Genomic DNA, 25312 nt, shown 5'->3' on the forward strand with positions numbered 1-25312 from the left:
GCACCGGCCACTTCGGAATGTTTTTCAATTGCCAATTGGAAATGGGAAATGGGAAATGGGTACAATCCCGCCCGTGAGCGAGTCTCCCCCGTCATCACTGGGCGGTCGCCCCAAGGGTCTTCTGCACCGTCTGCCGCTGGCGGGCGTGGCGGCGGCTTTCGTGATGGGCATCGTCGCCGGACGGTACGTGCCTCTGGGCGCGGGAGCTTTCGCGGCAGTTGGTATACTCGCTCTCGCCGGGGCGGCCGCCACGATCCGCCGCCGGCACCTCTGGCCGATCACGGCCGGCGGGCTGCTCCTGACTATCGCCGCCATTGGGGCGGTCTATCTGCAACTGTGCTACTTCACGGTGGATGACGATAGCATTCTTCATGCCGCCGGCGAGCAGGCCACCCTGGCGACGCTGCGCGGCGTGGCGGAAACCTCTCCGCAGATCCATGAACAGCCCGCCAACCCCAGCCGGGGCGGCTACACGCCCGGGCCTCGCACGCGGTTCCTTCTGCGAAGCACAGCCGCCAGAACCGCCGCGGGATGGCAGAGGGTTTCCGGGCTGGTCCAGGTGCGCATCGAGGCGGCCGACACGCGGATAGCGGCCGGGCAGACGCTGGAGTTGATGGGGCGCATCTCCCGCTATCGCCAAGGGGGCAACAATCCCGGCCAGTATGATCCTTCCGAGCGGGCGCGCCAGGCGGGGGCATTGGTCTGGATGAAAGTGCCCGGTCCCGACGCGGTGACCATTCTGGAGGGGCAGGAGATGAACTGGTTCGTGCGCGGCCTGTGGCGGCTGCGGGTTTTGACGCGCCAGCACCTGCTGATGTCCAGCGATGAACCCGAGGCCAACCTGCTGGTGGCCCTGGTGCAGGGTGAGCGCGACCCGGCGCTGCGCAGCCTCAACACGACAATGATGCGGGCCGGCGTGGCGCACTATCTATCGATCTCCGGTCAGCATCTGGCGATCTTCCTGGGCTTCATCTTCCTGCTCTGCCGCCTGGCGATGCTCAACCAGCGACGCTCGGGCATCGTCGTCCTGGCGGTGCTGGCGGCGTACCTGCTGGCGGCACAGCCGCAAGCGCCGCTGCTGCGCTCGGCCATCATGGCCGCGGCGTTATGCGTGACGCTTATCGGCGGACGCACCTATTCTCCGATCAACGCCCTGGCGGCGGCGGCAATCATCCTGCTGGCGGTCGAGCCGCTGCAGTTGTTCACCGCGGGCTTCCAGTTGAGCTTCGTCACGGTCTGCGGGCTGCTGCTGCTCCACCGCCCGCTGCACGAGGCGATGCTGTCTCGATGGCGCAAGCGGCGCGGGCTGATGGTCTTCCGCGACAGCCAGCGGTTCAGGCGATGGCTGCACACGGCGGCCATCGAGTGGTCTGCCGGCATCGCGGCGGTGGGCGTGGCGGCGTTTGTCGTCACCTCGCCGCTGGCGGCGTATCATTTCGGGCTCTTCAGCCCGTACGCGGCGCTGCTGACGCTGGTGCTGCTGCCGCTGATGATCGCGGTGCTGGTTCCGGGCTACCTCTCGCTGGCGACGGCGCTGCTGCTGCCCAACGTGTCGCATTCGCTGGGGCGGGCGGCGGCGTGGGCGGCGCAGGGGCTGTCCGTCGCCGTCGACGCCGCGTCGCACCTGCCGGGCCTGTGCCTGGAGCTGCGCCCCGTGCCGGTCTGGTGGGTGCTGCTGTGCTACGCGACGATCGCCCTGTTCGCCACGCGCCGCCGGCTCAAACGCGGCTGGACCTGGTGCGCCGCGGCAATTATCGCGCTGGCCGGCGCCACGCTCTGGACGCAGCGACCGGCCCCGCCGCCCGAACGGGCTCAGTTGCACATGCTGGCCGTCGGCAACGGGCAGTGCTGCATCCTGCGCACGCCCAGCGGCCGCACCGCCGTCATCGACGCCGGCACCGGCGCCTCCTTCGACGCCTGGGAAGAAGTGCTCAAGCCCTTCCTGCGACAGCAGCGTCTGGAAGACCCCGTCGCGGTCTTCATCTCGCATGGAAACACCGACCACTTCAACGCCCTGCCGGGCCTGCTCGAGCGGTGCCGGCCGACCGTCTACGTTAATGAGTTCTTCGGACGCCCCGGCGCAGACAAGCCTGAGCTGGACCTGATGGCCCAGATCGCCCGCCGCGGGCTGACCGTCGTGCGCCTTGCCGCCGGCGATGAGGCGGCGATCGACGGGCGAACCCGCGTGCGGGTGTTGTGGCCGCCGGCTGGGGCGACGGGGCTGTCCGAGAATGACGCCTCGCTGGTGCTGCAGGTCGCCTGCGACGGCGCTTCGGTGGTGTTGGCGGGCGATGTCGGCAAGGCGCCTCAGGCGGCACTGAGCCATCCGCCCACCCGAACCGAGGCGCTGGTGCTGCCCCATCACGGAGCGTTCACGCCCGCGCTGGGCAAGTACATTGAAGCAGCCGATCCGAAGATCGTGCTCGTCAGCGGCGCCGGGCTCTTGGGCGGAGCGTCCAGTTCGGCCGCCAGCGTCAAAGAGTTCTTCGGTCAACTCCAGCGGACCCGCTCGTGCTACGACACCCCCAGCAGGGGCTACGTAAAACTGGAACTCGGCGGCGACGCTCCGGCCTCGGTGCAGACGCAGCGATGAGGCGGAATGTCTTGTAGAATGACGGTGCGGTTGCTGTTATCCTTGATCGCATGGGCGCAAACGAAATGACCTTTACTGCCGGCGACAATCCGGCTGATCCCCCGCCGCTGCCTGCGGCGCCATCGCGGTGGATGCTCCGCGTGCGCGGCGTGTCGCTGCTGCTGCCGTGCCTGGCGGTGCTGGCGGCGGCGTTCTTCGAGCTGCCCAAACGCGTCGACCTGCCACCCTGCTCGTTCTGGGTCAACACCCACCTGCCCTGCCCCGGTTGCGGCATGACGCGATCGATGATGGAAATGGGACACGGTCATATCGTCGCGGCCTTCAACTTTCATCCCTTCGGCGTGGTGTTGTTCAGCGGCCTGGTGGCCGTATCGCTCATCGCGGGGGCGGAGCTTGTCACCGCCCGTGACCTGTGGGGGCGGATCAATCCCTCGCCGTGGTGGCTGGCGGCGGCCGTGGGGCTGCTGACGCTGAGCTGGCTGTGGATGCTGATCAGCGGATGGCTGGGCTTCAAGGTCTGGTGGCGATGAGATAGTTGTTAGTGGATTGCTTTCGGCGGCGCTACCGGTAGAATAGCAGTCAAACGGCGGGGCTACGGTGGCACGGGCTTTCGGGCCTGTGGCGGTCACAGCCTGGAAAGGCTGTGCCACCCGAGCCAGCCATGGAAGGTGACGCCATGAACAGACACGTCTGTAAGACCGTTTCAGCCTGGGCAGCCCTGGCGATGCTCATTGCCTGCGGCGGATGCACCAACTTTCGCGACATGATGCTGTACTCGTTCGCCAAGGCGCCGATCAAGACGGTACCCGCGGAGTTCGACAAATTCAGCGGCAAGCGCGTGGCGGTGGTGATCTTCGCCGACCAGGCGGTGCAGTACGAGTACCCGATGGCGCGGCTGGAACTGGCGACGGTGGTCGCCCAGGAGATTCGCGCCAAGCTGACCAAGGCCAACGTCGTCGATCCGCGGATCATCCTGGAGCAGCAGGACAGCGACATTCACTGGGACTCGATGGAGAAAACCCGGTTCGGAAAGCTCTTCGGCGCCGACTACGTCCTCTATGTGGCGCTGGTGGACTTCTCGACCCGCGAGGTGGGCTCGCTTGAACTGGTGCGCGGCCGGATCGTGGCCGACGTGGCCCTGTACAGCACCGAGCAGGAAGAGAGCAAGTCCTGCCAGTGGCGCAACCCCAACCTGCGCATCGAGTTCCCCGGCGGCAACGACGCCAAAGTCCGCCTGAGCGAAAACGACATCCGCTACCAGACTGAAAAGGTATTCGCCGACACCCTGGTCAAGAAGTTCTACACGCACAAGGTGGAAATGGAATGAAGCCTATTCGATCCGTCATGGTCGCATGGTTTGGGGCGATGTTGATCTGCACGGGCGGCTGTGCCGACGCCATGGGATGGATGGCGGAGCTGTTCTCGCCCGACTCCACCGACCCGCCGCTGTACGCCGTCGACAAGCACAAGACCATCCTGGTCATGCCCGATGACTACTACTCGCGCCTCCCCAACGACACCACGCGATCCATGCTCGCCAACGATCTTAACAAGCTGCTGCTGGAACAGAGCGTGGCCGCCTCGACCATCCCGTTCAGCAAGCTCCAGGAAGCCGAAAACGCCAAGGACTTCGACAAACTCAGCGTCGACCAGGTCGGGCGGCAGGTCGGGGCGGATATCGTCCTGTACGTGATCTTCGACAACATGTCGCTCAAGGACGATCAGCAAAACGACCTCTGGCACGGACGCCTGGCGCTGCGAGTCAAACTCGTCGACGCCAAGACCGGCGTGCGGCTCTGGCCGACCGACCGCGAAGCCTGGCCGATCGAGACAGTCGATATCGCCCCGAGCAGCACCGCCGCCGATTACGCCCCCGTGCTGACGCAGGAGCTTGTCACCGAGGCGGCAAAGCGCATCACCTACCTGTTCTGCGAACACCCCAGCGCCGATCGGCTGATGAAGTAAAAATTGCGGATTGCGGATCAGCGCCCAGTGCTAATCCGCAATCCGAAATCCACAATCCGCAATTCGCGAAGCCTCACATGGAGCACAGCGCCAACCGCGCGGCGGCGTACTCCCAGTTGGCCAGCTTTTCGACGAATGCGTCCACCCAGTCCGCTCGCTTGTTCTGGTACTGCAGGTAGTAGGCATGCTCCCACACGTCGCAGACCAGCAGCGGCGCCACGCCCCAGATCGTCAGGTCCTGGTGGCGCTCGGCCTGAAGGATCACCAGCTTGCGGGCGATCGGTTCGTACGCCAGAACGCCCCATCCGCTGGCCTCGACGGTCTTGGTGGCGGCGGCGAACTGCTTTTGGCAGGCCTCAACGCTGCCAAAGCTGTCGTTCATCGCCTTGGCCAGCGAATCGGTCGGCTTGGCGCCGCCGGGCGTCATCGAATGCCAGAACAGCGTGTGCAGCACGTGCCCGCTGCCGTTGAACGCCAGGTCGCGAGACAACGCCTTGACCTGAGCCATGTCGCCCTTGCTGCGGGCGGCCGCCAGATCCGCCATCGCGGCGTTGAGCCCCTTGACGTATCCGGCGTGATGTTTCTCGTAGTGGATCTTGAGCGCTTCGCCGTTGTACGCCGGTTCGAGAGCTTTGAAGTCGTACGGCAAGGGCGGAAGGACGTACTCGTTGCCCTTGTAACCCTGCTGAAGCGTGACCGCCGGGTCGGTCCGCACGTCGGCCCCCTCAGCCAGCGCCCCGCCGGCAGCGAGCACCGTCCCCGCCGCGCCAAGGGCAGTCACCACATCGCGTCTGGAAATGTCCATCGCAAATCTCCTTGTTTGAGAGAGACTCTTGAGCTTTCGGCTCAAACCAAACAATCAGCTATCAGCAAGAGTATCCGCTCTTGCTGATAGCTGAAAGCCGATAGCTTACCGTGCTTTGGCTATTTTGCCGCATCCAGTTTGGTCTGTTTGTCGGCGTCGCTGAGCTTGTCCCAAGCCGCCGGGCACCCGCCACAGCAGAAAGCGACCTTCTGGCCTTTGAACTCGCGCGTCAAGGCCGCTGTAACCTTTGCCGGGTTAATCTTAGACCCCATCATCGGACATTTGGTGTTGGCGAAGTCGGATTTTGTCTCGACGGCCGCGGCGCCGGCTTTGTCCTTGTGGCCATCGACTGGGCAGCAGGCTTTCAGTTCCTTGGTGCAGGCCTTGGCGGCTTTGTCTTTGCAGCAGGCGGCGCAATTGTCTCCGCAACAGGCTTTGCAGTCGCCCTTGCAGCAGGTTTTACAGGCGTCTGTGTCTTTGCAGGGCTGCGTACAGGGCGTCTTTTCGTCGCCGGCGGCCGTCACGCTCGATTGCGTAACCCCAAGGACGCCCGAAAGCAGTACCGCAAGGCCCGCCACCAGCAGCAGGGTACGTGAGTTCTTCATAACCATATTCCTTTGTCAGGGGCGCTCGAATGATTGTTGACCCGGGCGGGCGCCGTCGCCTCGGGCACCCTTATAACGGGGTCAAGGCATAGTAGGTTCCCTGAAACGCCTTTAAGCATAAAAAGGAGGATGAAATCTTTCGCCTCTTGCCCGCCAGACATGGGAGCCTATAATGGTTCAACTTTGTGGAACAAACACGACCGGAAAGGTTTTACTCATGGCAGATGAAACAGTTGGCAATGAGACGATGGACGCCCAGGTTGGCGCGGTGATCGACAAGATCAGACCGATGCTCCAGGCCGACGGCGGCGATATCGAATTGGTTGGCATCGACTCCGAAGGCGTGGTGTCGGTCAAGTTGCAGGGCGCCTGCAAGGGCTGCCCCGGCGCCAAGATGACCCTCAAGATGGGCGTCGAGCGCCACCTCAAGCAGCAAGTGCCCGGCGTGACGAAAGTCGTCGCGGTCGAAGACTAAACGAATGAGGAGCAGTGGGCCACAGACCTTCCTGCCGGCAGGCAGGGACACAGAGGTCTTGGCGCGCCCTCGCTTCGTTCGGCCGCAACCAAAGGGGGCTCTTCGCCGCCCAAGCCTCGATCAGTTTCGCCGGCCGCCGTCGCCGTAGGACCCCAGGCCCCAAGCCGGCCCCCCGGTAGCCTCCGTTTGGCCCCTGCCCACGACGCCGGCGGCCTCATCCCGCTGCGATTGAAGCTATCTTGTTACTCTTCCTCACCGGGGGGGACCTTCGACGGAGTCGGCTCGGGATGGCGTTGTGTTTCATGCCATCCCGTGTTGTGGCTCACCGCTGACGGTTAGTATTACAGAGAAACAATCTCGCTCTGTGTTCTCCCGCCTTCGCCAAGGCTACGGAGGGCAGGCTGTGTCCCTGCCTGCCGGCAGGCAGGTCTGTGGCCCACCAACGTCCCTGCAGGGCGCAGAGACAACACTTGAACATCTTCGGCGAGGGGGCTACCATCCTGCCATGATCGTCGTCCTCGACAACTACGACAGCTTTACGTACAACCTCGTTCAGCGCATCGGCGAGCTGGGCACCGGGCACGAGATCCACGTTTTCCGCAACGACGTGATCACGGCCGAGCAGGTCGAGCAGGAATACAAGCCCACGCACCTGATCATATCGCCGGGCCCGTGTACGCCCAACGAGGCGGGGTATAGCTGCGATTTCGTCAGGCACTTCCATGGCAAGATTCCGATCCTGGGCGTGTGCCTGGGCCACCAGTGCATGGGACAGGTCTTCGGCGGCAAGGTAGTCCGCGCCGGCCGCTTGATGCACGGCAAAACCAGCGAGATCCGCCACGACGGCCGCGGCGTGCTGGCGGGACTGCCCAACCCCTTCACCGCGACGCGCTACCACAGCCTGGTAGTAGACCCCGACGGCCTCGACACCGACTTCGAGCAGACCGCCTGGACCACCGACCAGAACGAGCTGATGGGCATCCGCAGCAAATCCGCCCCCACCGAAGGCGTGCAATACCATCCCGAGAGCTTTTTAACCGAAGTCGGCCACGACCTGCTGCGGAATTTCTTGAAGCTGTAAACTACTCCGCAACTGGGAACCGGGAACCGGGGCCGGGGAGATTCACCGCAGAGGTCGCGAAGAACGCAGAGGTTGTTGGTTACTCATCCACAATTCCGCATTCCATTCTTCCGTTCCCCGCGGCCTTGGGCTATCATCATTTCAACTGACCAAGCGGCTCTGTTCATGTGAGAAGTAGGATCATATGAAAAAGACGATGATTTTCCTGCTGTTGACTGCCGCTTCAGGATGCCGGGAAGAACTTTCTGTCACCGAGGCGGCCAGTCCCCCAAGTGAAAAAGAACTGAGACTACCGATGGGACATCCTCCCTCTTTGAGGTCGTAGGTTCTTATTCTACTGATGAGTCGCCAGCTTGTGAGTATTAGAGGGTGCCAGGATGAAACTCCTTTTGCCGACAGAGGCAGCCGAGCAGTACAGAAGCAACTCGCAAAAAGCTCGTATCATTACGGAAACTTGGGCAGCCAATAACGTCTACTGCGCCGAGTGTTCCTCAGTTTCTTTGTCACCAGCACAAGCGAATACACCAGCAATTGATTTCATCTGCCCCGTTTGCAGAGCACAGTATCAGCTAAAATCCACAGCCCGCCCAATCGGATCGAGAGTAATGGACGCTGGATATGACGCCATGCTCAGAGCTATACGAACGGACGGCTTGCCTAATTTTCTGATCCTCAGCTACAGCGGAAATCTTGTTCAGGAGTTGCTGCTTATCCCCCGTTTTAGCTTGTCGCCTACGGCAATACAGCCGCGCCCTCCACTTTCATCCGGCGCTCGGCGCGCCGGGTGGGTCGGATGTAACATCCTCTTGGAACAAGTTCCATCGCTTGCGAGGATTCTGATCGTTGAATCCGGACATTGCATCCTCCCAGAAAGAGTGCGGGCAAAATTCAAATCTGTCGCCGGGTTGGCACAGCTTAGACCTACGTGCCGGGGGTGGACATTGGATGTCCTTGCCGCACTCCGAAGTCTGAATCGAAGGGTCTTTCGCCTGGAAGACGTATACGGGCTTGAACCACAATTGGCTACACTTCATCCAAATAACAATCACATACGCCCCAAAATCAGACAGCAACTTCAAATTTTGCGAGACTTGAATCTTCTGCGCTTCATGGGAGGTGGACACTATGAACTATTCGAAGACCAAGGCACAACCTATATTGCATGATGTAGATGGGGCACCTTTCCGCATTGGGGAGACAGTTGTTGTTGTGCAAGTCACGGACGACACTGTATCAAGCAGTTTCATTGGCTCCGTTGGAAAAGTAGTCTCTCTGGAGTATTCATGTGGTTGTGGGCAGTCATTCCCCTTTGACCCTATGATAATGGTCCATTTTCCCAATGGAAGAAAAGAGGAGTTTTGGCGGGAGGAGATCCGCAGGTGCTCTCCCACGGTTTGCGAATAGAACAGCCGCACCGGATGGGCATACTTCCACATCGGATTATTTGGCGAGTATGAGACCAGCGGCGACCATCCTGGCGGCAGGAGTGCTGACCGGCATGGCCGGTGGGCAGTCGTGCCAGCAGTGGCGCGGGCCCGACCGCAGCAGTAAATCTGCTCTGTCGCGGCGACAATTTGGTCTTTCTGGCGTAAGGGCAACAGAGAAAAGATGATTTCAGCAGAGAGGGCAGGTAATGAAGGTTCTGTTCCTGGACGAATCCGGTGACCACAGCCTGGAAAAGATCGACCCGCAGTACCCGCTCTTCGTGCTGGCCGGCATAATCGTGGATCAAGGCTACGCTGAGGGCGAATTGACTGCCCGCCTCGATAAGTTCAAGCGTGCCCTGTTCGGCCGCACCGATCTGATTCTCCACACCTCTGATATCACCCGGAACCGCAACGGTTTTGAACGCCTGATCGAGCCGGGTTTTAGAGAGCGTTGCTACAGCGAATTGAACGCTCTGATCGCTTCGCTCACCTTCAAGGTGGTTGCGGCCGTTATCCGGAAGGACATGCATCTTGATCGCTATGGGATGGCAGCTCTGGACCCGTACATGTTGAGCCTACATATTCTTGTGGAGCGATTCTGCTTCGAAATAGGCAATGTCGAAGGCGGCGGGCTTGTTGTGGCCGAGCGCCGAGCGCCAACCCTTGATCATGAGCTTGAACTGGCGTACATGAGCCTCAAGATTCAAGGCACCAGATTCATTCGGGCAAGCGATATAGAAAGACTATTACCAGTCTCAACCTTCGGCGAAAGTCGGACAATCTGGCGGGATTGCAGTTGGCTGATCTCGTGGCTTCTCCGATAGGCCGACATGTTCTCGGAAAGCCGGACAAGGAGGATTACAGAATCATCGCGAGCAAGTACCGCACAAGCTGGAAGGGCGATGTAGCGGGGTTTGGATTGGTGGTGCTGCCCAAGGGAGCAAAAGAATAAGGCCAGGACCCGCTACGCAGTTCCCAGCCTCTGTAAGTATTATCGGAGGCCTCGTCCGAGAAATCAAGCGTCCCCGACAAAAACTTTCTCCTCCTCCCGCGTCCGCGCGTCACGAAGTCGTTCTTCTTCCGATCCAGGGCGGGGCTCCGTGCTGGCGGGGGTGTTGGGGCGTCCACCGCTTTCGCTGCGGTCGGGAGTCGTCTTCATCGTCGCGCAATCCCATGGCGCGAGCCAGGGCAGGGTTCTAGCTCTTGCACTGGCAAGCGCGATGGAACGCAATCAGCGGATCAAGATCCCCCTTTTCAGCGGCCTTGACGGCGCGGATGTACTCATCCCTTACGTTGTTCGCCAGGGGTCCGTCCGCGTGTATATCTCTGCTGGGCCAGATAAGGACTTGCCCCTTCTGTTGTCTTATCCAGATGTTCGTAAGCGTCCGCGCCCAGCGCCCATTGCCATCGCGAAAAGGATGTATTTCAACTGATCCGCTATGCAGTCTGGCAGCCTGTTCTTCCAGGGGCACATTCTCTGACTTCATGTAGTGCAGGTTGTCCAGAAGTTCTTGCAGTCGCGCTTCTATCGTCCACCACTGCTTTATCCCGATGGTCAGTTCGCAGTTTCGGAATTGCCCCCCATCCGTCCGCGTAGCGCCAAACATTTCACTATGGACTCGCTGACACCACGTTACCGTAAAGGGCGCCATTCGCTTTGTCGGCGGCCTGGCAAGATACTTAGCTTCCACGGCGGCAATAGCGGTTAGCTCCATATCAAACAGGGCGTCGGGCGATAGCGTCCGATCGCGCTGATAGGAGATATCCGCCGGTCCAATTGCTTCTGTCAACTGCCTACCCCTCCACCGCTACTTGGACCACAGCCGCAAACGTGAACCCGCAAGAAGATCATGTTCGATGCTTTTGGTGGCTTGATCCAGTGCTTTCTTCCGCGCGGGTTGGGCTTCAAGGGCAGACGACCCTTGTGCTATCGAAACGATTTCTCTCGCTTTGCGCTTAGCTTGTCGGCGTTTCACTCCGTCCGCTTTGTTCTTGCGGACAATGCCAAGATCAACCTCCAACGCATTAGCTATGGCGGCCAGGTTATCTAGCCTTGCGGAGGTTTCGCCCATCAGAATCCGCCGCACAGTGCGCAGGGGAAGTCTTGCTCTGTCTGCAACGACGGCGCTTGACATGCCAAGTTGCCTACGGCGCTCTTCCAGATCGTTCAGAATGTTCTCTACATAGGTCATGTTGTTTCTCTCCACCAGCAAGAGCATTATACGCTCTGTCCACCATATCGGCAAGCTAAAAATAGGACATAAATGTCCGCATAACAGAATCTCCAATATATACAATATTCTATTAACTAAATACTTCGGTCAGATACCGTCCAGAATACGAACATCATATAGAAGGCCTGGGGCGTGAAAGCGGTGGGCGTCGCCTTTTCGAGGATCGAGGATCCAGGAACGAGGATCTCGCTTCTGGATCACCCTCACCATCTTCGGGCGAATCTGTGGCGCGGGGGCGGGTCGCCGGGCTTGGGTTTGTTCTCCTCGATCCAGGGCTCGAGTTCTTCGAGGCTTCCCGGCCGCGGGGCGTTGGCGGGCTTGGGCTTGGGCTTGGGCTTGGGCGGGAGCAGCCCGAGCCTCTTGAGCCGCATGCGCTCCTGGTTGGCCCGCTGAGCGTCGGCCAGCGTGTAGGGCTTGGCGAGGGTTGGGGACGGTGCGGCCGCAGGCTTCCTGGCGAGTCTTGCCGGCCGGGCGGCAGCGGGTTTGGGGGCGGTCGGCTGGGCCGGGGTCCGGGCGGGATCGGCGGCGGGCGGAGCGCCTGTCTGAATATCCGGTGGCACAGGCTTTCCAGCCTGTGATTCACGGCCTGGAAAAGCCGTGCCACCTTCACGGTCTGGAAAGGCCGTGCCACCTGGTGATTCGGCGGCGGGCGGGCGGTCGGGCTTTTCGGCCGAGGGGCCTTGGGCCTGTTCGGCTGTTTGGTCCTTTGCCCCTGTTTGGGCGTCCTTGATGTCCTTGGTGTCCTTTAGGTCCTTGGGTTCTTGTGTCCGCTGGGCGTGCGCGGCCACGCCCGCGACTGGTTGGGGCGTCATCGCGCCCGCCGGCCGGGGCGGTTTGGCCGAATCGGCCAGGAGGGTCGTGAGGACGTCGGCAGCGTCTTGGCCTGCGAGCAGGTGGTTGAGGATGAACTCGCGGCATTTGCGGGCGGTTTCGCCGCCGGCGGTGAGTCCTTCGGCCACGTGGGCGCGCATCAGGTCGGCGGCGCGTTGGGCGGCGGCGTCGCGGACGGCCTTGCGGCGGTCCTGGAGGATCTCGCGCACGCGCTGGGCGATATGCCCGCGGTAGTCGCCGCGGGCGATCTTGCCGACCATCGAGACGGTCAGGCCGACGGCCTGGGCGATCTTGTCGTAATGCGCTCCCTCGGAGAGCAGTTCCACCAGCAGATCTTCGTTGTAATTGGCGACGGACATTGACGGCTCCTTGAACACGGACAAAGACTTACCACAGAAACTCAGAGGTCACGCAGGTAAGAGACGGAACTTCAGAACGATTCTGGAAGCAGGCTCAGGCGATAGAGCCCCTGCAAAAGCGCAACAAAAAAGGCACCTGACCGGTGCCTCATTCTCTGCCCCTATTTTAATTATAGCGCTTGGGCAGTTTCGTCAAGTCGCGTTTCTTTCGCGGCAGATTTTTTCGCTCTGGCGCAGCAGGAAAATGCAGATTTCTGCCGGGGAAAAAAGAATATTTCCCGCGCGGGACACCTGGGTTTTGGGACAAACGCGTGTCGCTGTAAGTGACTGCAAATACAGTATTTATAAATAGAGCCGGCGTCTTTCCAACTCGTTCCAAACACTGAACTTATGAGCGATGGGATACCCGCGGCAACAGCACGGGCCAGACTCCCGTGCCACAACCGCTGTGAAAAGTACAACAAAGTGCAAGGAAGTGCAGCGAGAGCGTTTTCGGACTAGGCGAGGATCAGCCCGGCCAGGCTGAAATAGAACAACAGCGTGAGGATGTCCGCCAGCGCCAAAACGACCGGGCCGGCGGCGATGCGGGGATTTCCCTTGAGGGCGCGGATGATCGTCGGCAGCGCCACGCCCAGCACGCACGCGGTGACGATCGACAGGCAGATGCTGGCGGCGATGGCCGCGGCGACGCCGAAGCTGCCCCTCCATGCCCAACCCACCGATCCCACCAGGATTCCGCAGGCCCCGCCCAGCAGCAGCGCCGTCAGCACTTCGGCCTGCAGCGCCCGGGCGAGACTGCGCCAGTCGATGCTCGCTGCGTAAAGGCTCTGCAGCGTCAGGCTCATCGACTGGATGCTGACGCTCTCGCCCAGCGCCAGCACCACCGGAATGAACAACGCCAGCACGATCACCGAATCGAGGAACGCCTCGTATTGCCCCACCAGCAGCGCGCAGCCGATGCCGCCGGCAATATTGCACAGCAACCACGGAAACCGCGACCGGAAGCCCGACCACGCCGTGCGCTTGCGGCCGCGCGCGACATGCACGCCGATGAGCTGGAAGACGTTCTGGTCGGCGCGGCTCTTGGCCAGACTGAAGACCTCGTCGGTGAAGAGGCTCACGTCGATGACGCCGACGATTCTGCCCTGGTCGTCGACGACCGGAAACGCCAGCAGGCGGTACATGATGAAGAAATCGCAGGCTTCCAGAACGGTCATGCTCTGGGCGACGCTGACGACATGGCCGATCATGATCTCGGCGAGGCGCTCGGTCGGCTGGGCCATCAGCAGTCGCCGCGTGGGCACGACGCCGACGAGCTTGCCCTGGGCGTCGACGACGTAGAAGTAGATGATCGCTTCGCCCAGGTCGGCGCGGCGGAGCGACTCGAGGGCCTGCCCGACGGTCCAGGAATCGCTCAGGGCGGTGTAGTCTTTCTTGGCCAGCGTCCCTACGGGGGCGTTCATGTCTGAGGCATTGATGGTCATGGCAACTTTCCCCGGCGAAACTACAGCATAGCGCGGTCACGCGGTTCGGTGAGGCCGCTCGAGGTTCGGGTGCGTCAGGTTCCGGCGCACGGCGTCCCAGGCCCGCTCGTCGTCGGCGGACTGGATCAGGGGCACGAACCCGTAGTCGAGGTACAACCGGATGGCGCCGGTCCGCTTGGTCTGCGTGCCCAGGAAGGCCTTGGCGTGCCATTTCGCCAGACGGTTGCAGGCCTCGGTCATCATGGCCTTGGCCAGCCCTTTGCCCTGGTACGCCCGGCGCGTGGCGACCCAGTGGATCTGCCCGTAATCCTCGCCCAGGAAGTTGCGGTTGAACCAGGCGCTGGTGGTGGCCGCCGCCAAACCGCGCGAGTCGAAAACCAGCAGACAGCGGCGGGCCCAGAGGGCGGCGTCGAGCCCGAACTGCGCCTCGAAGAGATCCTCGCCGATGGGAAAGAACGGCTCGGCGTCGCGCCAGATGTCGACCCAGAGCGCCTGGTCGCCGTTGCGCATCCCGCGCAGCGTGTATCCCTCGGGCAGCGCGTTCTGCGGGATATCGTTCATGTGCAGGCGCACCATCATCACGCCCCAGCCCGCCACCGGTTCCTCCGGCGCCGTCTGCGCCGGTCGTGTGGCATGGGCGTCTCGCCCATGCTCTTGCGTGGCATGGGCGTCTCGCCCATGCTCTTCGTTTTGCACGCAGCGCTGTATCTCCACAAACGCCTTCTGCGCCGCGCAGAACGCCGCCTTCACACGGCGGCTGCGGGTGACGGCGCCAAAGGGGCTGATGTGCATGTTGGCCATCCAGGTATTGCCCGGCCAGGTGTGGTCGGCCCAGCACCAGATCGTGGCCCCGCAGGCGTGGGGGCACTGGCGAATGCCCTCCAGTTCGGAGGCGATAATAGCCGCATGGACGTCCTCGCCCAGGAACCCGCCGGTCACGCCGCCCAGCGACGTGCCGCCGAACTCCGTGACGAGAATCGGCTTGTCGGGATACCGTTGGTGCAGGCCCTCCAGGTCGCGGGCGAACGTGCGCGTCGCCTCGGCGTGGTCCGGTTGGCTGGCCCCGCACCAGCCCACCTGCCCCCACGTCGGATATCCGTTGACGCAGCAGACGTCGTCACGGCTGAAATCGCCCCCGCCGATCCAGCAGTTCGACACGTGTACCGCCAGGCGCGTCGGGTCCAGGGCCTTAGCCTGGGCGATCAACTTAGCGTTAAGCTCGACGACAGCGGGTTTGCCCTCGATCGTCTCGTTGCTGACCGACCAGAAGATGACCGACGCATGGTTGCAGTCGCGGCGGATCATGTTGGTGAGTTGCCGCTGCGCGGCGGCCTCGATGCTCGCCGCCGTCTCGGGCTTGTCCATTCCCGCGCCGCACCAATACAGCGGGATCTCGTCCATCGCCAGCAGGCCCATCTCGTCGCAGAGGTCCAACTCGAAGGGGTGGTGCGGGTAGTGGCACAGTCGCACGTAGTTGCAGCCGGAGGACTTCATCATCTCCAGGTCCCGCCGCGTCACGTCGCGGTCCGGGCACATGTCGGTGTTGGGCGAGTCCTCATGGCGGTTGTAGCCCGTCAGGAAGATATCCTTGCCGTTCAGCGTCAGTTTCGTCCCCCGCGTTTCGATCGTGCGGAACCCGACGCGCAGCGAACGCTCATCGCGTGGCACAGGCTTTCCAGCCTGTGCTGCACAGCCTGGAAAGGCTGTGCCACCGTCAAGCAATCGCACCTCAACGTTGTACAGTCGCGGCGTCTGCGGCGACCAGAGTTCCACTGATGGAACCTCACCATGCACTTCCAGCGTGGCGCCGGCCCCGCCGTCGACTACCACCGGCGCCGAAACAAACCGCCCCGCTTCCCGCCCGTCACTGCCGGCGAGAACCACCTCGATTGAAACGCTCTGTTTATCGCGGCGGCCGTTAGCGACCTCCACCGTCGCGCTGAACTTCTTATCCGCGCCCGCGACCGTCGCCACGTGCTCAATGTGCAGCGGATCCGTCGCCACCAGCGCCACCTCGCGCAGGATGCCCCCCACCGGCCGCCAACCGTAATGCTCGCCGGGCACGTCCTCGCTGCGGCGGCGGTTGTCGACCTCGACCACGAGCAGATTGTCCTGCCCGCACCTGACGAAGTCGGTTGCGGGCAGGTCGAACGGCAGGTAGCTGTCGGGGATGTCGCCGCAATGTCGGCCGTTGAGCCAGACGCTCGCTCGGGCGCAGACGCCCTCGAACCGCAGCGCGAGTCGGCGCCCGAGGAAATCGGCGGGGACGTCAAAATGAGTCGCGAACCACCCTCGCCCCTCGTAGTTGGGCAGGTCGACGTGGCAGCGGTCGAAGGTGATGGGCACCTGCGCCTCGGTCCAGAACCGCCGGTCGTGCAGTTCGGCGAACCAGTTGCCCGCCCGCCCCTGGCCATACACGTCCGGCTGGAATCGCCACACGCCGCAAAGATCCATGCTGTGCCTGGTCATCGGGGGCTCCTATTGAGGTGCTGGCGTTATACAACGCTCGCCTCCGGGCGGCAAGGAACTGCTGGTATGGCTCCCAGTAATGGACGGGTGGCATGGCGACACGCGAAGCGGGCCTGCCTGCCGGCAGGCAGGTCGCCATGTAGGCATACGCACACGCACATGGCGACCCCGCAAAAGACGCGGTGTCGCCATGCCACCCGCCGCAAATAAAAAGGCCGCCGGTCATCGTCCTTGGAGAACGACCGGCGGCCAACTCGTTCCCTCCGACGGCGCACGAGACGCGCCGGAGGGGCAGTGGCTGCAATCCTGAAGCTGCGCGAGCGTTCGAGCTCAAACGTGTCACAATAACTACCGCTTAGCGAACTGCTGCAACGCCCGGCATCCTACCGCGCCTCTGGAATTTTTCAACCTTCTTCCCAGGGCGATGCAAAATTACTGGCGTCATTTCCCACGCATGAGTACAACGACAGCATGCCCCAGCAACCCAACATCCTGTTCGTGCTGGCCGACCAACTCCGTGCGGCCTCGCTTCCGTTGTACGGTCAGCCGCAGATCCGCACGCCGCACCTGGACCGCCTGGCCGGCCAGGGCGCGACCTTCACCGGGGCGATCTCGACGTACCCAGTCTGCACGCCGTATCGCTCGATGCTCGTGACCGGCCGCCATCCGCAGACGACCGGGCACCTGCTCAACCACGTGCGCACGCGGCACGACGAGATCAGCATCGCCGACGCCTTCGCCCGGGCGGGCTACCGCACCGGGTGGGTGGGCAAGTGGCACCTGCACAACGACGGGTTCTTCAGCGGCCACGGGCCCGACTACGTGCCCGAAGGACGCGACCGCCTGGGCTTCGACTACTGGCGGGCGTACAACTGCCACATGGAATATTTCGACGGCTTCGTACACCTCAAAGACTGGCACGTCGAACCGTGGAAGGGGTACGAGACCGACGGGCTGGCCGGATACGCCGAGGTCTTCTTCGATGAAGAAAGACCACAGGCTGGAAAGCCTGTGCCACCGTTCTGCCTGTTCGTCTCGCCGCACCAGCCGCACTGGACGTATGGCAAGTTCGCCCCCGACGAGTACTACGCCCGCCTGCCGCAGACGCTGGAACTGCCGCCCAACGTCCCGCCGGCGGCGCACGAGGCGCTCATCCCCCAGTACCGCCACTACCTGGCGATGACCCTGGCGCTCGATGACATGATGGGCCGCCTGATGGACGATCTCGATCGGAGCGGGCTGGCCGACAACACCATCGTCGTCTTCACCAGCGACCACGGAACGATGATGGGCGCCCACGCCGACGAACCGTGGTTCAACAAACTCCCGCCGCCCGAACGCAACCCCGCCCAGGCCGCCTGGGAAAAGATGCTCCCGTGGGAAGAAAGCATCCACGTGCCGCTGATCGCCCGCTGGCCGGGGCACATCGCCCCGGGCTCGCGATGCGACGCGCTGATGGCGCCGGTGGATTTCTTCCCCACCCTCTGCGGCCTCTGCGGGGTACACGTGCCACGCACGGTCGAAGGCATTGATCTTTCGCAGGCGTGGCTGGGGCAAATCGGCGCGCCGCAACAAGAGGCGCTGCTGACGATGAACTACATCGCCGGTTGGCCGGGCTACCTCACCACCGGCAACGAGTGGCGCGGCGTTCGGACGCAGCGACACTCTTACGCCCGCTGGCTCGACGGCCGGGCCGTCCTCTATGACCTGCAGGCCGACCCGCTGCAGGTCCATAACCTCGCGGACGATCCTGCGGCCGCAGGTTTGCGGAGCAACCTCGAATCGCAGCTTCAGCGCCTGCTCGCGCAGCGCCACGATACCTTCGCCCCCTGCACCGACTACGCCAACTGGTTCGACGCCCAGCGCCGCATCGTGCGAAACGCCTTTGGCCCGCTGGGCAACCCGGACAACGAGCCAAACCTGACGCTGCTGGATTAGTGCAGGTCCCGGTGCCGTGGCGGGAGTCCGAAGGACGACAGCCACGACGGACTGAAATGTGCGCGTTCAGGGATCGTGGCTGTCCGCTCCTTCGGAGTTACCCGCCACGGCACCCTCAGGCGCTTGTTTTCCTTTTTTCTTCCCCAATCCTCTTAATCTTTTCCCAATCCCGAAATCCCGCACTCCCCGTCCCCGTCCCCATGGCGACCTGCCTGCCGGCAGGCAGGCCCGCTGGCGTGTCGCCATGCCACCCGTCCTGGTTTCTTCCTCTTCCCCAATCCTCTTAATCTTTTCCCAATCCCGTAATCCCGCACTCCCCGTCCCGTCCCCGTCTCCGTCTCCGTCCCTGTCCCCATGGCGACCCGCTGCGCGTGTCGCCATGCCACCCGATCTACTTCTTTATCACGGGTGGCAGTTGAGTACACTTCTCCTGCCACTCCTGAGCCACCTGGGTGATCACCTCGGCGATTTCGCCGTCGGCGTATCCGGGCGGGAAGTTCTTGGCGGGGCGGCAGTTTTCGCTGCAGCGGATCCGCTGGAACGCCTGGGGATTGTCGATCAGCATGCACGGGCGATTGCGGTCAGTCACGCCTTCCTGCTCGCGGCGGTACGCCTTGAACAGGTCGCTGCGCTGGACGTAATCGTCGAGGTTCCTGTATTCACTGCGCCCGGCGATGATCTCGAGAATGTTCTCGCCGGCGACGGGGGCAAACACGCAGGGGCTGATATCGCCGTTGGCGTAGATGTGGAAGTAGTACCGCCCGCCGATGCATCCGCCGCTGAGGTGGCCGTCGTTCCAGAAGTCGCCCATGAAGATCGGGCGATCTTCCGCCCGCCAGCGATAAATCGTCTCTCGCATCAACGCCCGCTGATCGGCGGTGACCATCAGGTCCGGCCGCGGCGAGCGACCGATGGGCTGGAGCAGGAAGAACCACCCGAACAGGTCCCCCTCGGCGATGCGCATCTCGATGAACTCGTCGGAGCAGATCGACTCGGCGTTCTCGCGCGTCATGGTGGCCGAGAACCCGCACATGACCCCGCGGTCGGCGAGCATCCGGCGCACGCGGCGGTTCTGCTCGTATACGCCGCTGCCGCGGCGGCGGTTGGTCTGGTGCTCGAAGCCCTCGACGCTGATGGCGGGAAATATGTTGCCCACGGCCGCCAGGCGGTCAGCGATGTCCTCGTCGATCATCGTGCCGTTGGTGTAGACCAGGAACCCGCGGTCCTGGTGGCGCATAGCCAGGCGCGTGAGCATCTGCTCGCTCTTTTCGCGCAGAAAGGGCTCGCCGCCGGAGATGGTCAACAGCGTCACGCCCATGTCGATGACCTGGTCGGCGATCCCGCAAAACTGCTCATAGCTCAGGTCGGACCCGTCATTGGTGCTCTTGGCGTAACAGCCCGGGCAGGCGAGGTTGCAGCGGTCGGTCGGCTCGATGACGACAGTGCAGGGCCCCACGCGCCCGGCTTGCTGGCGGTCCGTGCGGCGGCGCAGATCCGACGCCCACGTCGCCAGGAACCGCAGGATCGCCCGCGCCGCCGCGGGACGCTCCTTCAGCAACCGCTGCAGGAACGGTTGAAGGTGGCGGCCGAACCACTTGACGTGCTCGAGCACGTACGTGTCGCTTTCGCACTGGTCGTACGTCGACTGCACGCGTTCCATCAACCGCTCCAGGAGGTAGCCCCGCAGCATGGGCACCTGGATAGCCAGGTCGGCCGCCTTGACCCCGGCGCGGAACGCCAGCGCAGAAAGACCCTCGCGACACGCGCTCATTACCGAATCCGACATTGCGTGTTCCTTTCCCCTGGCCCCTCGAAGTGTTACGAGTTGGCCAGATTCACGTTGGCTCTGACATAATCGATATAAGCCGCGATCTCCGCCTTCCAGTTGGCCAGCGTCGGGCGGGCGATCTTGGCGTTGTCCCAGAGGCGCGCCACCTTGTCGCGCACGCTCAACGGTTCTTCCAGCAGCGCCCGCACGCGACGGACGCTCCAGCCGCCCAGGCGGTAGAACCGCCGATGGGCGTCGAACACCGTCTGCTGCATCCGCTCGAAGCCCATGCGGCTGTTGCCGAAGACGCAGTGCGTACCGTCGAAATAGTCCCAGTCGCGCGGAAAGTCCTGCACGATCAGGTTGGGCGCCATTTGCCCCAGCAGCGGCGTGCCCGGAAACGGCGTCAGGATCGTGATCTGCAGGCTCTCGATCTGCTCGCGGCGGGCGAACTGCACGATCCCGTCTGCCGTCTGCTGCGTGTGCTGGGGACCCAGCACAAACATGCCATGGATCCACAAGCCGGTCTCGTGAAGGATGCGCGTGTCTTCGGCCAGGCGCCGCGACAGCGAGCGGGTGCCGCGGTAGCCCTTGTTCCAGGCACGGGCGGTGGCTTCGTCGATAGTCTCGTAGCCGACGTAGATGACGTTGGGCCCGGCGCGGCGGATCGCCCGCAGCAGCGGCCCGTCGTGCTGCGTGCGCGCGGCGCTGGTCCAGTGGAAGTCCGCGCGGCCCTGGAGGTTGAAGCGCATCTTCAGCGGTCGCATGCGCTCGAGCACCTCGCGGGCCCAGTCGCGGTCGGCCAGGAAGTTGTCGTCATAGAAGAACACGCGTTCAAAGCCCTGGGCGATGTGGTGGCGCAGGTCCGAGATCACCTTCTTGACGCTCTGGCGGCGGACCTTGCGGCCGAACATCCGCGTCACGCTGCAGTACGTGCATCCGTAGGGGCAGCCTCGCGAGGTGGCCATCGGCAACTCGTACAGTTCTCGGCGGCGCTGCGTGGCGATGAGCTTTTCGAAATCGTGCATCAGGAAGTAGTTCAGCGGCGGAATGACGTCCAGATCGGCTACCGGCGTTGACGGAACGATGCCATGGGCGATGTCGCCGCGGGCGATGGCCTCGATGGCGTTTTCGCCCTCGCCCTGGACGATTACGTCGCCGTGGGCGGCGGCCTCGGCCGACATGAACGTCGCATGCACGCCGCCCAGGACGATGGTGGCGCGGCAGCCTTCGGCCCGCAGGCGGTCGGCGATGGCGTACCCGCGGCTGGCGGTGGGCGTCATGATGCTGATGCCCACGACGTCGGCCTTGCGCAGGTCGTCCCAGGCGGAAGCATTCTGCTCGACCGCGCCGGAGATGTTCTCGTTGAAGATCCCCACGTCGAAGCCCTTGGCGTGCAGTACCGTCGCCAGCGTCACCGGGCCCAGCAGCGGCCAGCGCCGGATCCAGGCGTTGTACGGGCGACCCGGCCGCGTCATGGGCTCGACAAAACGAATCGTGCGTGCTTTGATCATGTCTTTGCTGTAGTCCCCGCTTTGAGTCGTTTCTCAGGCCTCGCCCGGAGTCAGAAGATCGTGGCTCCGGAATAACCGTGGTATTATATGCATCGCGGAAAATCCCAAGTGGCCGACGGGTTTTTTTGTACGACCCGGACCGGCCGGAGCCTGCGCCATGGACGACACCGCCTCGCATCTGACAGACTGGCTCTTCAAGAGCGCCTGGGGCGTGATGTTCCACTACGTCTCAGGCAGCCGGTACTTGAACGTCGCTTCGCCGCGGGCCTGGGACCGGATCGTCGAAACGTTCGACGCCGACGCCCTGGCGGGACAGCTCGCCGACGTTGGGGCGGGATACCTGCTGCTGACCGTCGCCCAGTGGCCGCCCCTGAACGCTCCCAGCAGCGCGTTCGAGCGATTCGCCCGCGCAGAACCCCCCGCCTGCACGCGCCGAGATCTCCTGGCCGACGTGGCCGAAGCGCTGGATAAAAAGGCCCTGGCCCTGATGGCGTACGTGACGTACGGCACGCCCGCGGCCGTCAAGGAACCCCGCCCGGACGAGCCTCGCGTGCCGGCGTGGTGGACCGACACGATGGAAGAGTTGTCGCTACGCTGGGGCCGGGCCGTACGCGGATGGTGGATCGACGGAAACGAGGGCGACGAGGCGATCAACGGCCGCATCGCCCGCGCCTGCCGGGCCGGAAACGCCGACGCGCTGCTGGCGTTCAACAAGCCCCACGGGTTCCAGCGAAACTCGATCTACGAGAACTACACCGCCGGCGACACGCCGCACCCGCCCGACGCCCGCTGCCAGGGCCGCTGGGCCGACGACCAAAAAGATCTGCAATGGCACATGCTCTCGTTCCTGGGCTTCAACTGGGGACCGTCGCTGGCACGGCCGGACAACCCCCGCTACGACACCGCCGCCGTCGTCGATCTGACCGCCAATCTCCTCCGCAGCGGCGGCGTGGTCACATGGGACGTGCCCCCGCTGAGCAACGGACTGATCGACCCGGTTTATCTTGAGCAGCTTTCCTCGATCGGGGAGTCCGTGAGGGGACTGAGGCGGTAATGAGATTCGCCGCTTGCGTAGTTTACGGTCCTTCAACCGCTTGCGTCTGCCCCTGGTCCCAGGCTTCATCGAATCGCGTGAGCATGAGGGGGATGTCGGTCACTCGTCTGGCTAAGGCGTCTTCGAGCATGCCGCGGCAGGCGCGCTCGAGCGCGCCTTCGAACCCCGGCGGCGTCTGCCCGCGCGCGTGCAACCCGCCCACGGCGCCGCAGGCGTCATAGCGGCGGCGGACGTTTTCATAGAACGTCCCGGTGCGCCCGGCCGCCCCGGCAACGCGCGCCGACACGTTGGACGGCTGGGCCAGGCACCCTTCGGCGTCGAGATATGCCTGGTACACCTCCGTCGCCAGCAGCGCCTCGAGCGCCTTGACAGCCGCCTGCCGGCGCGGCTCTTCGAGCCCGCGTGCCAGTCCCCAGCCGCCCTCGGCCGCGGCGGCGATGAACGTGCTGCTCCGCCCGACCATCGAAGGCATCGGCCAGAAGTCCACCTCGACGCTGCCGGGAAAAGCCGCGATGTCCGAGCCGATCCACGTGCCGGTGAACCAGAAGGCGGCCTTGCCTTGAAAGAACGTCTCGCGCTGCTTTTCGTATGTCAGGGCCGCGGGTCTCTGCTCGGCCACGAACTCGCGGACCAACTCGACCAGGTTTCCGACGATGGTCTCGGCAGGCTTTGCGGAGGCGAAGGAGGTTTTATCGTCGCCGCGGACAGCGGCCCAGTCGGCCGTGGCGGCGCCGCGTGCATACAGGTCGGCGCAGATGGCCATCTCCAGCGGCAGGCGGGCCGACCAGTCCGACCCCCAGATCAGCGCCCGGCAGCCCTGGGCGCCGCGGCCGCTCTCGGCCAGGTGCTGCTGCATCTTCCGCAGGCAGCCCAGAAACTGGACCCAGTTCTCCGGCGGTTCCTTGATCCCTGCCGCCGACGCCAGCGAGGCGTTGACGGCGATCCCGCAGAGCCGCACTCCCCCGCCAGCGCCGTAGACCTGCCCCCCTGCCGGGGCTTTGAGGGCGAACTGCTGAATGAAACCAGCGGGAAGAGAGTCCACATAGCCCTCTTGCGCCAACCAGTCTGTCAGGTCGAACAATTGCAGCAAGTCGGGCAAGGCGTCCGCGTTGCCCGCGGCGATATACGACCCCCGCGCCGTGGCTGGAGCCACGTGGGCCATCTGCAATTCCCACAGCGGATTGTCCTGCTCAAACCGCGCCTTCCACGCCTCCCAGTGCTTCTGCCGCCCATCGCTGCCGCCGAGGTGATACGCCACCGTCAACGCCTGCCGCGGGTTCTCAGGCTTGGCGTCCCTGCATCCCCCCGCCGTCAGGGCGAAGGCGAACACGCCCGCCGCCACTGCCGTGCCAATTGTCCTCGAAATAGTCATCTGGCGCATTGGCGGTTCACGAAGCCATCTTCACGGAAAGCTTCTTACCCGAGTGCGCGCACTGGCTCAGATAAAGATTGATCAGCGTCTGGTAGGGTACGCCAGTCTCGTCGGCCATGGCTTTGAAATAGGTGATCACGTCAATGCCGAGCCTCAAGGTCACTTGTTTCTTGAGACGCTTGGCATAAGGGTTGGGGACCGAGTTGCGGAAGTCGTAGCTCTTCTTCATAGGAATGCGTCCATAATTATATTGTAATTATAGTTCGATCCCCAAGCCATGTGGTACTGCTATTTTCTCCTACCTCGCCGGCTGCGTGGCCGGACCGAATCGCTCTACGGGGATATGGCAGCTTGGCCGCTCGGGATGCTTGGCCAGGTAGTCCTGGTGGTAGTCCTCGGCCGGCCAGAACGTCGTTGCCGGCTCGACCTGCGTCACGACGTTGTATCCGCGTTCCTTGAGCAGGGCGATCAGGCGCTGGGCGGTCTCCTTCTGGGCGGGCGTGGTGTAGAAGACGGCCGATCGGTATTGCGTGCCGGCGTCGGGACCCTGGCGGTTGAGCGTGGTCGGGTCGTGGATCTCGAAGAACTGGCGGGCGAGCTGCTCGTACGTCACCTTGGCCGGGTCGAAGAGGACCTCGACAGCCTCGGCGTGACCGGTGCGGCCGGAGCAGACCTGCTGGTAGGTCGGCCTTTCGGTCTTGCCGCCGGTGTAGCCCGATCGCGCGGCGATGACGCCGGGCGTTTGCCGCAGCAGGTGCTCGACGCCCCAGAAGCATCCGCCGGCGAAGATGGCCCGCTCGAGCGGCCATTCCTCGCGCGGCACGAACTTCAGCGACAGCGAGTTGACGCAGTGCCGCGTGTCGCGCGGGGTCAACCCCTCGCCCTCGAACACGTGCCCCAGGTGCCCGCCGCAGTTGGCGCAGATGATCTCCGTCCGCAAGCCGTCACCCTGGCGCTTGACCGCGCCGGCGATCTCGTCGTCAAAGCTCGGCCAACCGCAGTCCGAGGCGAACTTGCTGTCCGACAGGTACAGCGGCGAACCGCACTGGCGGCAGAGGTAAACGCCCTCAGCCGTGGTCGAGAGGTACTTGCCGCTGAAGCGGGGTTCGGTGCCCTTGTTCAGGATGACCTCCTTCTCCTGGGCAGTCAGGGGCGGCATGGCTCCCAGAGGCGGCTGCTGGTCGCTGCGCCGTCGCGACGGCGGGTCGCCCGAGCTTCGCGAGCACGCCGCCACCAGCGTCGCCACGGCCACCAGCATAATGATGACAAACCAGTCACTCATGTTCCTTCTCCCAACTCTCGCTTCTCATTTTAAGGCGGCGCGGAGAAAAGTCGCGG

Annotated in this window: 22 protein-coding genes; 10 read left to right on the top strand and 12 right to left on the bottom strand. The window is 63.5% G+C overall.

Annotated features, from left to right (window positions below; translation table 11 throughout):
• The first annotated feature begins 73 nt into the window (after positions 1-73).
• The 4 genes from ABFD92_09420 (at position 74) to ABFD92_09435 (ending at position 4558) form a co-directional block, all read left to right on the top strand.
• Positions 74-2593 (top strand): ComEC/Rec2 family competence protein, encoded by a 2520-nt coding sequence (locus tag ABFD92_09420; GenBank protein MEN6504746.1) that lies wholly within the window; start codon positions 74-76, stop codon positions 2591-2593.
• 50 nt (positions 2594-2643) lie between these two features.
• Positions 2644-3123 carry a DUF2752 domain-containing protein gene (locus tag ABFD92_09425; GenBank protein MEN6504747.1) on the top strand — a complete coding sequence of 160 codons (480 nt, stop codon included), beginning with the start codon at positions 2644-2646 and terminating at the stop codon, positions 3121-3123.
• Positions 3124-3269: 146 nt separating this feature from the next.
• Complete coding sequence (locus ABFD92_09430) at positions 3270-3920, top strand: hypothetical protein (GenBank protein MEN6504748.1); 651 nt, start codon at positions 3270-3272, stop codon at positions 3918-3920.
• Positions 3917-4558, top strand: a complete 642-nt coding sequence (locus ABFD92_09435) for a hypothetical protein (protein ID MEN6504749.1) — start codon at positions 3917-3919, stop codon at positions 4556-4558. Before ABFD92_09430 ends, ABFD92_09435 begins: the two co-directional genes overlap by 4 nt.
• 73 nt (positions 4559-4631) lie before the next feature.
• Here the strand turns inward: ABFD92_09435 and ABFD92_09440 are convergent, their stop codons facing one another.
• Together ABFD92_09440 and ABFD92_09445 are read right to left on the bottom strand one after the other, a co-directional pair.
• Entirely contained in the window at positions 4632-5363 is a 732-nt protein-coding gene (locus tag ABFD92_09440) for a superoxide dismutase (GenBank protein MEN6504750.1), read from the bottom strand.
• Between the two features lie 119 nt (positions 5364-5482).
• A complete protein-coding gene (locus ABFD92_09445; protein ID MEN6504751.1) occupies positions 5483-5968 on the bottom strand; it encodes a hypothetical protein in 486 nt (161 codons plus the stop codon).
• Positions 5969-6215: 247 nt separating this feature from the next.
• Here ABFD92_09445 and ABFD92_09450 point away from each other — a divergent pair, with 247 nt between their 5' ends.
• From ABFD92_09450 to ABFD92_09465, 4 genes are all read left to right on the top strand, one after another.
• Positions 6216-6443: a NifU family protein gene (locus ABFD92_09450; GenBank protein ID MEN6504752.1), complete on the top strand. Its 228-nt coding sequence runs from the start codon at positions 6216-6218 to the stop codon at positions 6441-6443.
• 505 nt (positions 6444-6948) lie between these two features.
• Entirely contained in the window at positions 6949-7524 is a 576-nt protein-coding gene (locus ABFD92_09455; GenBank protein MEN6504753.1) for an aminodeoxychorismate/anthranilate synthase component II, read from the top strand.
• Positions 7525-9157: 1633 nt separating this feature from the next.
• Positions 9158-9775 carry a DUF3800 domain-containing protein gene (locus tag ABFD92_09460; protein MEN6504754.1) on the top strand — a complete coding sequence of 206 codons (618 nt, stop codon included), beginning with the start codon at positions 9158-9160 and terminating at the stop codon, positions 9773-9775.
• Positions 9697-9903 (top strand): DUF3800 domain-containing protein, encoded by a 207-nt coding sequence (locus tag ABFD92_09465; GenBank protein MEN6504755.1) that lies wholly within the window; start codon positions 9697-9699, stop codon positions 9901-9903. The genes ABFD92_09460 and ABFD92_09465 overlap by 79 nt, the downstream gene beginning before the upstream one ends.
• Before the next feature lie 244 nt (positions 9904-10147).
• On the opposite strand, the gene ABFD92_09470 is transcribed toward ABFD92_09465, so the two are convergent.
• The 5 genes from ABFD92_09470 to ABFD92_09490 all read right to left on the bottom strand — a co-directional run bounded on the left by ABFD92_09470 (position 10148) and on the right by ABFD92_09490 (position 16328).
• Positions 10148-10741: a Fic family protein gene (locus ABFD92_09470; protein MEN6504756.1), complete on the bottom strand. Its 594-nt coding sequence runs from the start codon at positions 10739-10741 to the stop codon at positions 10148-10150.
• A gap of 18 nt (positions 10742-10759) precedes the next feature.
• A complete protein-coding gene (locus tag ABFD92_09475; protein ID MEN6504757.1) occupies positions 10760-11170 on the bottom strand; it encodes a helix-turn-helix transcriptional regulator in 411 nt (136 codons plus the stop codon).
• Between the two features lie 218 nt (positions 11171-11388).
• Positions 11389-12375 carry a hypothetical protein gene (locus tag ABFD92_09480; protein MEN6504758.1) on the bottom strand — a complete coding sequence of 329 codons (987 nt, stop codon included), beginning with the start codon at positions 12373-12375 and terminating at the stop codon, positions 11389-11391.
• Positions 12376-12872: 497 nt separating this feature from the next.
• Positions 12873-13859 (bottom strand): magnesium transporter, encoded by a 987-nt coding sequence (locus tag ABFD92_09485; GenBank protein MEN6504759.1) that lies wholly within the window; start codon positions 13857-13859, stop codon positions 12873-12875.
• Positions 13860-13895: 36 nt separating this feature from the next.
• The gene (locus ABFD92_09490) at positions 13896-16328 is read right to left on the bottom strand and encodes a GNAT family N-acetyltransferase (GenBank protein MEN6504760.1); all 2433 of its coding nucleotides are present in this window, start codon (positions 16326-16328) and stop codon (positions 13896-13898) included.
• A 471-nt stretch (positions 16329-16799) separates the two neighbouring features.
• Between ABFD92_09490 and ABFD92_09495 the strand changes: the two genes are divergently transcribed.
• Positions 16800-18266 carry a sulfatase gene (locus ABFD92_09495; GenBank protein ID MEN6504761.1) on the top strand — a complete coding sequence of 489 codons (1467 nt, stop codon included), beginning with the start codon at positions 16800-16802 and terminating at the stop codon, positions 18264-18266.
• A 391-nt stretch (positions 18267-18657) separates the two neighbouring features.
• Here the strand turns inward: ABFD92_09495 and ABFD92_09500 are convergent, their stop codons facing one another.
• Positions 18658-20037, bottom strand: coding sequence for a radical SAM/SPASM domain-containing protein (locus tag ABFD92_09500; protein MEN6504762.1), 1380 nt, complete (start codon positions 20035-20037; stop codon positions 18658-18660).
• 47 nt (positions 20038-20084) lie between these two features.
• Positions 20085-21548: a radical SAM protein gene (locus tag ABFD92_09505; protein ID MEN6504763.1), complete on the bottom strand. Its 1464-nt coding sequence runs from the start codon at positions 21546-21548 to the stop codon at positions 20085-20087.
• 157 nt (positions 21549-21705) lie between these two features.
• Between ABFD92_09505 and ABFD92_09510 the strand changes: the two genes are divergently transcribed.
• Positions 21706-22602 (top strand): alpha-L-fucosidase, encoded by an 897-nt coding sequence (locus ABFD92_09510; GenBank protein MEN6504764.1) that lies wholly within the window; start codon positions 21706-21708, stop codon positions 22600-22602.
• A gap of 22 nt (positions 22603-22624) precedes the next feature.
• Here the strand turns inward: ABFD92_09510 and ABFD92_09515 are convergent, their stop codons facing one another.
• The 3 genes from ABFD92_09515 to ABFD92_09525 all read right to left on the bottom strand — a co-directional run bounded on the left by ABFD92_09515 (position 22625) and on the right by ABFD92_09525 (position 25133).
• A complete protein-coding gene (locus ABFD92_09515; protein MEN6504765.1) occupies positions 22625-23974 on the bottom strand; it encodes a hypothetical protein in 1350 nt (449 codons plus the stop codon).
• Positions 23975-23990: 16 nt separating this feature from the next.
• The gene (locus ABFD92_09520; protein MEN6504766.1) at positions 23991-24203 is read right to left on the bottom strand and encodes a BrnA antitoxin family protein; all 213 of its coding nucleotides are present in this window, start codon (positions 24201-24203) and stop codon (positions 23991-23993) included.
• A gap of 69 nt (positions 24204-24272) precedes the next feature.
• Positions 24273-25133 (bottom strand): bifunctional methionine sulfoxide reductase B/A protein, encoded by an 861-nt coding sequence (locus ABFD92_09525; GenBank protein MEN6504767.1) that lies wholly within the window; start codon positions 25131-25133, stop codon positions 24273-24275.
• Positions 25134-25312: the final 179 nt, after the last annotated feature.

It is taken from the genome of Planctomycetaceae bacterium (assembly GCA_039680605.1).
Taxonomy (GTDB): domain Bacteria; phylum Planctomycetota; class Phycisphaerae; order SM23-33; family SM23-33; genus JAJFUU01.

Coding starts and splice junctions, on each gene's coding strand:
- ABFD92_09445 (MEN6504751.1), bottom strand. CDS start 5,968: ATGAAGAACTCACGTACCCTGCTGCTGGTGGCGGGCCTTGCGGTACTG.
- ABFD92_09525 (MEN6504767.1), bottom strand. CDS start 25,133: ATGCCGCCCCTGACTGCCCAGGAGAAGGAGGTCATCCTGAACAAGGGC.
- ABFD92_09500 (MEN6504762.1), bottom strand. CDS start 20,037: ATGAGCGCGTGTCGCGAGGGTCTTTCTGCGCTGGCGTTCCGCGCCGGG.
- ABFD92_09520 (MEN6504766.1), bottom strand. CDS start 24,203: ATGAAGAAGAGCTACGACTTCCGCAACTCGGTCCCCAACCCTTATGCC.
- ABFD92_09450 (MEN6504752.1), top strand. CDS start 6,216: ATGGACGCCCAGGTTGGCGCGGTGATCGACAAGATCAGACCGATGCTC.
- ABFD92_09475 (MEN6504757.1), bottom strand. CDS start 11,170: ATGCTCTTGCTGGTGGAGAGAAACAACATGACCTATGTAGAGAACATT.
- ABFD92_09495 (MEN6504761.1), top strand. CDS start 16,800: ATGCCCCAGCAACCCAACATCCTGTTCGTGCTGGCCGACCAACTCCGT.
- ABFD92_09440 (MEN6504750.1), bottom strand. CDS start 5,363: ATGGACATTTCCAGACGCGATGTGGTGACTGCCCTTGGCGCGGCGGGG.
- ABFD92_09480 (MEN6504758.1), bottom strand. CDS start 12,375: ATGTCCGTCGCCAATTACAACGAAGATCTGCTGGTGGAACTGCTCTCC.
- ABFD92_09505 (MEN6504763.1), bottom strand. CDS start 21,548: ATGATCAAAGCACGCACGATTCGTTTTGTCGAGCCCATGACGCGGCCG.
- ABFD92_09485 (MEN6504759.1), bottom strand. CDS start 13,859: ATGACCATCAATGCCTCAGACATGAACGCCCCCGTAGGGACGCTGGCC.
- ABFD92_09425 (MEN6504747.1), top strand. CDS start 2,644: ATGGGCGCAAACGAAATGACCTTTACTGCCGGCGACAATCCGGCTGAT.
- ABFD92_09510 (MEN6504764.1), top strand. CDS start 21,706: ATGGACGACACCGCCTCGCATCTGACAGACTGGCTCTTCAAGAGCGCC.
- ABFD92_09490 (MEN6504760.1), bottom strand. CDS start 16,328: ATGACCAGGCACAGCATGGATCTTTGCGGCGTGTGGCGATTCCAGCCG.
- ABFD92_09435 (MEN6504749.1), top strand. CDS start 3,917: ATGAAGCCTATTCGATCCGTCATGGTCGCATGGTTTGGGGCGATGTTG.
- ABFD92_09430 (MEN6504748.1), top strand. CDS start 3,270: ATGAACAGACACGTCTGTAAGACCGTTTCAGCCTGGGCAGCCCTGGCG.
- ABFD92_09455 (MEN6504753.1), top strand. CDS start 6,949: ATGATCGTCGTCCTCGACAACTACGACAGCTTTACGTACAACCTCGTT.
- ABFD92_09460 (MEN6504754.1), top strand. CDS start 9,158: ATGAAGGTTCTGTTCCTGGACGAATCCGGTGACCACAGCCTGGAAAAG.
- ABFD92_09515 (MEN6504765.1), bottom strand. CDS start 23,974: ATGACTATTTCGAGGACAATTGGCACGGCAGTGGCGGCGGGCGTGTTC.